Consider the following 6557-nt stretch of genomic DNA (forward strand, 5'->3'; position numbering starts at 1 on the left):
GACGTATAGACATAAAAAAAGGAGCAACGCCTTGCTCCAACCTTTGTTAACCTTAAATCTAATACTATGAAAAACACAGTGCAAAGATACGGAGTTTTGGCAACTTTGCAAATTATAAGCTGCTAATTGGTGTTTTTATAACACTAATTAATAGATTAAATCCTGTGTTACAGGTTTGTTAAGAGTTTTATCCCTTGGCAATTCTCATGTAATATATGAAGAGGGGGAGTTTTTACCCCCATTTCTCTTTCATCAAATCTTCCAGTTTCAACAACTCGTCACGGTATTGTGCAGCTTCAATAAATTCGAGTTTCTTGGCTGCTTCCTGCATCAGTTTGCGAGTACGTTCGATACTCTTTTCCATTTGCGCTTTACTCATATACTGCACTACCGGGTCTGCTGCAATGTTCGGAGTAGAAGGTTCTACATAAGCATGTCTTTCTTTTAGCAGTTCATCCGCCTCTTTGGCATTACCGAATACCGACAAGTTTCTGGCCTTTTTAATCTGCTGCGGAGTAATTCCGTTTGCTTCATTGTATGCCAACTGTTTTTCCCGGCGGCGATTGGTTTCGTCAATCGTCAGTTTCATGCTATCCGTCATTCTGTCCGCATACATGATTACCTTGCCGTTTACATTACGGGCAGCACGTCCTGCGGTTTGCGTCAGTGAACGGTGGGAGCGGAGGAATCCTTCTTTGTCAGCATCAAGAATAGCAACGAGCGACACTTCCGGAAGATCGAGTCCTTCACGGAGCAGGTTGACTCCGATAAGCACATCATAGATTCCTTGCCGGAGATCATCCATAATCTTCACACGTTCCAATGTATCTACATCACTATGGATATAGTTACATCTTACATTATTATTAAGAAGATACTCTGCCAGTTCTTCTGCCATTCGTTTGGTTAGTGTGGTGACGAGTACGCGTTCTTCCTTTTCAATGCGGAGCTGGATTTCTTCCATTAAGTCGTCAATCTGATTAAGGCTCGGGCGCACTTCGATGACAGGATCAAGCAGTCCTGTAGGACGAATCACCTGCTCTACGACGATACCTTCAGACTGAATCAATTCATAATCTGCCGGTGTGGCACTGACATAAATTACCTGTTTCGCCATTTCCTGAAACTCTTCGAATTTCAACGGACGGTTGTCCATAGCCGCAGGTAATCGGAAACCATATTCCACCAGATTGATTTTACGTGCACGGTCTCCTCCGTACATCGCACGGATTTGGGGTACACTTACGTGGCTTTCGTCAATGACAATCAGAAAATCATCCGGGAAGAAATCGAGCAGACAATAAGGACGGGTACCGGCAGCACGACCGTCGAAATAACGGGAATAATTCTCAATTCCGGAGCAATGCCCTAACTCCCGTATCATTTCCATATCGTAAGTCACCCGTTCATATAGTCGTTTGGCTTCATATTCTTTACCGATAGACTCGAAGAATGCCACTTGTTTGGTCAGATCATCTTCTATTTCGTGGATAGCACGGAGAGTTGCCTCTTTGGTCGTCATAAACAAATTGGCCGGATAAATCTTATAGGCGTCAAATGGTGCGATAGTGACTCCTGTGATAGGATCTACTTCTTCTATACCATCAATCTCATCCCCCCAAAAGGTGACACGGAGCAGATTGTCGGTATAAGCCAGATAGATATCCACAGTATCACCTTTAACGCGGAAATTTCCACGGTTCAAGTCAATATCATTGCGGACATACAAGCTGTCTACCAGACGACGTAAAAAGACATTGCGGTCCATCATCCGTCCCCGTTCTATTTCAATGACATTTTTGTAGAAGTCCGAAGGATTTCCCATACCGTAGATACAAGATACGGAAGAAACCACTACCACGTCTTTTCGTCCGGAGAGTAGGGCAGAAGTGGCCGCGAGTCGAAGCTTGTCGATTTCGTCATTGATGGCAAGATCTTTCTCTATATAAGTATCACTGCTCGGGAGATAGGCCTCCGGCTGATAATAGTCATAGTAAGAAACGTAATATTCTACCGCATTATTGGGGAAGAAACCTTTAAACTCACTATAGAGCTGGGCAGCCAATGTCTTGTTATGGCTCAAAATCAACGTAGGTTTGTTGATATTGGCGATCACATTGGCAATGGTAAATGTTTTTCCCGATCCGGTCACTCCCAGTAAAGTCTGTGCGGGAACTCCCTGAAGTACCCCTTCAGTCAGTTGTGCTATCGCTTCCGGCTGATCCCCGGTAGGTTTGTAAGCTGATGTTAGTTCATAATTCATAGTTAAATCCTAAAAAGTGGAGCAATATTCGGTAAAATAATCGAGATAACAAATCATTTTTCCAAATAAATCCTTTACTTTGCAACATATTAATATCAAAAAACAGATTCATACAACTAGTAATACCAGAAACACATGATTTGGAATGAGAGCATTGAGTGTATGGACCGCGAAAGTCTTCGCAAGATTCAAAGCATACGACTCAAGAAAATTGTAGATTACGTCTATCACAACACTCCTTTCTATCGAAAGAAGATGCAGGAAATGGGAATAACCCCCGATGATATCAATAGTATCGATGATATTGTAAAACTGCCGTTTACCACGAAACATGATTTAAGAGATAATTATCCGTTCGGACTTTGTGCCGTGCCGATGAGCCAGATTGTACGTATTCATGCCTCTTCCGGAACGACCGGAAAGCCGACGGTTGTCGGATATACCCGTAAGGACTTGGCCTCTTGGGCGGAATGTATATCACGTGCTTTTACCGCTTACGGAGCGGGCCGTTCTGATATTTTTCAGGTATCATACGGATACGGACTGTTTACGGGCGGACTGGGAGCACATGCCGGAGCCGAGAATATCGGTGCTTCTGTTATTCCGATGTCCAGTGGCAACACTGAAAAACAGATTACCTTGATGCATGATTTCGGATCGACAGTGCTTTGTTGCACCCCTTCTTATGCGCTCTACCTGGCAGATGCAATCAAAGATTCCGGTTTGCCACGTGAAGAATTTCAACTGAAAGTCGGTGCGTTCGGTGCGGAACCCTGGACGGAAAATATGCGTCATGAAATTGAAGAGAAACTGGGAATCAAAGCATACGATATTTATGGGTTGAGTGAAATTGCCGGACCGGGTGTCGGTTACGAGTGCGAATGTCAGAACGGCACTCACTTGAATGAAGACCATTATTTCCCAGAAATTATCGATCCGAATACTTTGCAACCGGTTGAACCGGGACAAACGGGCGAACTGGTGTTTACCCACCTCACCAAAGAGGGTATGCCATTGCTCCGTTACCGTACGCGTGATTTGACTGCCTTGCATCATGATAAATGTTCTTGCGGTCGTACATTAGTACGTATGGATCGTATTTTGGGACGCAGTGATGATATGTTGATTATCCGTGGTGTAAACGTATTCCCGACACAGATTGAATCCGTTATCCTTGAAATGGCAGAATTTGAACCGCATTATTTGTTGATAGTGGGTCGTGAAAATAATACCGATACGATGGAGCTCCAGGTTGAAGTACGTCCGGAATTCTATTCTGATGAGATCAACAAAATGCTGGCTTTGAAGAAAAAGCTGGGAGGACGTTTGCAAAGCGTACTTGGATTGGGAGTCAACGTGAAATTGGTAGAGCCTCGCAGCATTGAGCGTAGCGTAGGTAAAGCAAAACGTGTGATTGATAATAGAAAAATATAAATAAGTATTAGGTATTAAGTATTAAGTATTAACCATGCGGGTGATCTTGGAACTACGGTAATACTTGTTGCCTAATACCTAATGCTTGTTACTTAATACTTATTACTTAATACTTTAATAAATATGGTAGCAAAACAACTTTCTATCTTTTTGGAAAATAAGTCAGGCCGTTTGACGGAAGTGACTGAAGTGCTGGCGAAAGAAAATATCAATCTTTCTGCCTTGTGCATTGCCGAAAATGCTGATTTTGGTATTTTGCGTGGAATAGTATCTGATCCGGATAAAGCATACAAAGCTTTAAAAGATAATCATTTTGCAGTGAATGTGACTGATGTAGTAGGTATAAGCTGTCCCAATATACCGGGTGCTTTGGCTAAAGTGCTGGGATATTTATCAGACGAGGGTGTATTTATTGAATATATGTATTCGTTTGCCAATAACAATATTGCAAATGTGGTAATTCGCCCCAGCAATCTGGATAAATGTATCGAGGTATTGAAAGAAAAGAAAGTCGATCTGCTGGCTGCAAGTGATTTGTATAAGCTGTAGATATAGCAGTAAACGATAAACAGGGAACGGTAAATAGCTGCGTTGTCTTTGAATGGGATAACACATTTGTTTGCCGTTTTTTGCTATAAAAAATAGTGACGCTATCCGATGTGGATAGTGACGGTATACTTCACCGATACCGTCACTATCCCGGGCATATACCGTCACTATTTTTTTTCTGCCTTATAACAAGTTTTTTTCTGTCTTATAACAAGGAATCTGACGTTTGTTCGTCAGGTTTATGTCAATCATGATTTCTGTGTGATTCGTTTATTACCTGCCGTTTACAGTTTGGCGTTTGCAATTCGACGTCATTTTCTCTCCTTTTGTCGATGTTTAACGCCTTTTATGTATTAAAAAACACAGATTAATTGCTAAATTCCCAGCGAATAAGTAACTTTGCGCATTATTTTTAAATAGGATGAAGAAAAATATCATTATAACTTTGCTTGCGGCGGCTACTCTGACATCATGTGGAGAGTACAATAAATTGCTGAAAAGCACCGATTACGAATACAAGTACGAAGCCGCCAAAAACTATTTTGCGAAGGGACAGTATAATCGTTCAGCTACGTTGCTGAATGAGTTGATAACCATTCTGAAAGGAACCGATAAAGCGGAAGAGTCTTTGTATATGTTGGGAATGAGTTATTATAATCAGAAAGATTATCAGACAGCTGCCCAGACATTTATCACCTATTTCAATACGTATCCCCGTGGCACTTTTACCGAACTGGCACGTTTTCATGCAGGTAAAGCTTTATTCCTGGATACCCCGGAACCACGTTTGGATCAATCAAGCACTTATCAGGCTATCCAGCAGTTGCAGATGTTCATGGAATATTTCCCGAACAGCACAAAGAAGCAGGAAGCACAGGATATGATTTTTGCTTTGCAGGATAAGCTGGTTTTGAAAGAACTTTATTCTGCAAGATTATATTATAATCTGGGTAATTATTTAGGCAATAACTATGAGTCTTGTGTAATCACAGCTCAAAATGCACTGAAAGATTATCCTTATACTGACTATCGTGAAGAACTTTCTATCTTGATTCTGCGTGCAAGACACGAAATGGCTATCTATAGTGTAGAAGACAAGAAGATGGATCGTTACCGCGAAACAGTGGACGAATATTATGCTTTCAAGAATGAATTTCCTGAAAGTAAATATTTGAAAGAAGCCGAGAAAATATTCAATGAATCACAGAAAGTAATTAAAGACTAAATTTAAATAGATTTATGGACTACAAAAAAACGAATGCTCCTGCTACAACAGTAACCCGTGACATGATGGAACTCTGTGCTGATACAGGTAATGTTTACGAAACTGTTGCCATTATTGGCAAGCGTGCTAATCAGATCAGTGTAGAAATCAAAAACGATCTTTCAAAGAAATTGGCAGAGTTTGCCTCTTACAATGACAACTTGGAAGAAGTGTTTGAAAATAGAGAGCAAATCGAAATTTCTCGTTATTATGAGAAATTGCCGAAACCGGACTTGATTGCTACGCAAGAATACATCGAAGGGAAAATATATTATAGAAATCCGGCTAAGGAGAAAGAAAAACTTCAGTAATTTATTTTCTGACGAAGAATTTGATAGTCAAGTAGTAAGTGGGATGATTATCCCTACTCCTTATTGCTTGGCTATTATTGTTTAACTCAACTACTATTTAGAATACTTATGATTCAACGAATTCAAACTGTTTATTTATTGATTGTTGCAGGATTACTGATTACAGCTATGTGTATGCCGATAGGTTACTTCATTGATACAATGGGCGAACATCCTTTTAAGGCATTAGGATTGGAAATAAACGACGCTTTTCAGTCTACATGGGGGTTATTCGGGATTCTGATGCTTAGTACTATCGTTGCCGTGGCTACCATTTTTTTATATAAGAACCGTATGTTGCAGATTCGCATGACGATTTTCAATAGCTTGTTGTTGGTCGGTTATTACATTGCTGCCCTTGCTTTTTATTTTGCGTTGAAGAATGATGCAAATATGTTCCGGGTAGGCTGGGCATTGTGTTTACCACTTATTTCCATCATTCTGAATATATTGGCTGTTCGTGCTATTGGACGCGATGAGGTGATGGTAAAGGCTGCGGATAGATTGAGATAAGACTTTTCCCTATATCTGGGTAATTCGTTAATATGATTAATGAAAAGCATCGCTTTATAAGAGTTAAAGCGGTGCTTTTTGCTCTCTAAAGCTATGCTTTAGCATCCCTAAAACGGTGCATTTACTGAATATCTCTGTTTTAAAGATACAAATAAGGCAACTAATTCATTGCGAGTTAGTTGCC

At 40.7% G+C, this 6557-nt stretch carries 6 protein-coding genes; 5 read left to right on the plus strand and 1 reads right to left on the minus strand.

What is annotated here, in order from left to right:
- Positions 1 to 232: 232 nt before the first annotated feature.
- A complete protein-coding gene (gene uvrB, locus BXY_RS00595; protein WP_008643821.1) occupies positions 233 to 2263 on the minus strand; it encodes an excinuclease ABC subunit UvrB in 2031 nt (676 codons plus the stop codon).
- A gap of 135 nt (positions 2264 to 2398) precedes the next feature.
- Between uvrB and BXY_RS00600 the strand changes: the two genes are divergently transcribed.
- From BXY_RS00600 to BXY_RS00620, 5 genes are all read left to right on the plus strand, one after another.
- A complete protein-coding gene (locus BXY_RS00600) occupies positions 2399 to 3697 on the plus strand; it encodes a phenylacetate--CoA ligase family protein (RefSeq protein ID WP_004312705.1) in 1299 nt (432 codons plus the stop codon).
- A gap of 123 nt (positions 3698 to 3820) precedes the next feature.
- A complete protein-coding gene (locus tag BXY_RS00605) occupies positions 3821 to 4246 on the plus strand; it encodes an amino acid-binding protein (protein ID WP_008022809.1) in 426 nt (141 codons plus the stop codon).
- A 421-nt stretch (positions 4247 to 4667) separates the two neighbouring features.
- The gene (locus BXY_RS00610; RefSeq protein ID WP_004312707.1) at positions 4668 to 5471 is read left to right on the plus strand and encodes an outer membrane protein assembly factor BamD; all 804 of its coding nucleotides are present in this window, start codon (positions 4668 to 4670) and stop codon (positions 5469 to 5471) included.
- A 14-nt stretch (positions 5472 to 5485) separates the two neighbouring features.
- A complete protein-coding gene (locus BXY_RS00615) occupies positions 5486 to 5821 on the plus strand; it encodes a DNA-directed RNA polymerase subunit omega (protein ID WP_004299989.1) in 336 nt (111 codons plus the stop codon).
- Between the two features lie 108 nt (positions 5822 to 5929).
- Positions 5930 to 6373: a DUF4293 domain-containing protein gene (locus BXY_RS00620; protein ID WP_004312708.1), complete on the plus strand. Its 444-nt coding sequence runs from the start codon at positions 5930 to 5932 to the stop codon at positions 6371 to 6373.
- Positions 6374 to 6557 lie beyond the last annotated feature (184 nt).

This window comes from Bacteroides xylanisolvens XB1A (assembly GCF_000210075.1).
Lineage (GTDB): Bacteria > Bacteroidota > Bacteroidia > Bacteroidales > Bacteroidaceae > Bacteroides > Bacteroides xylanisolvens.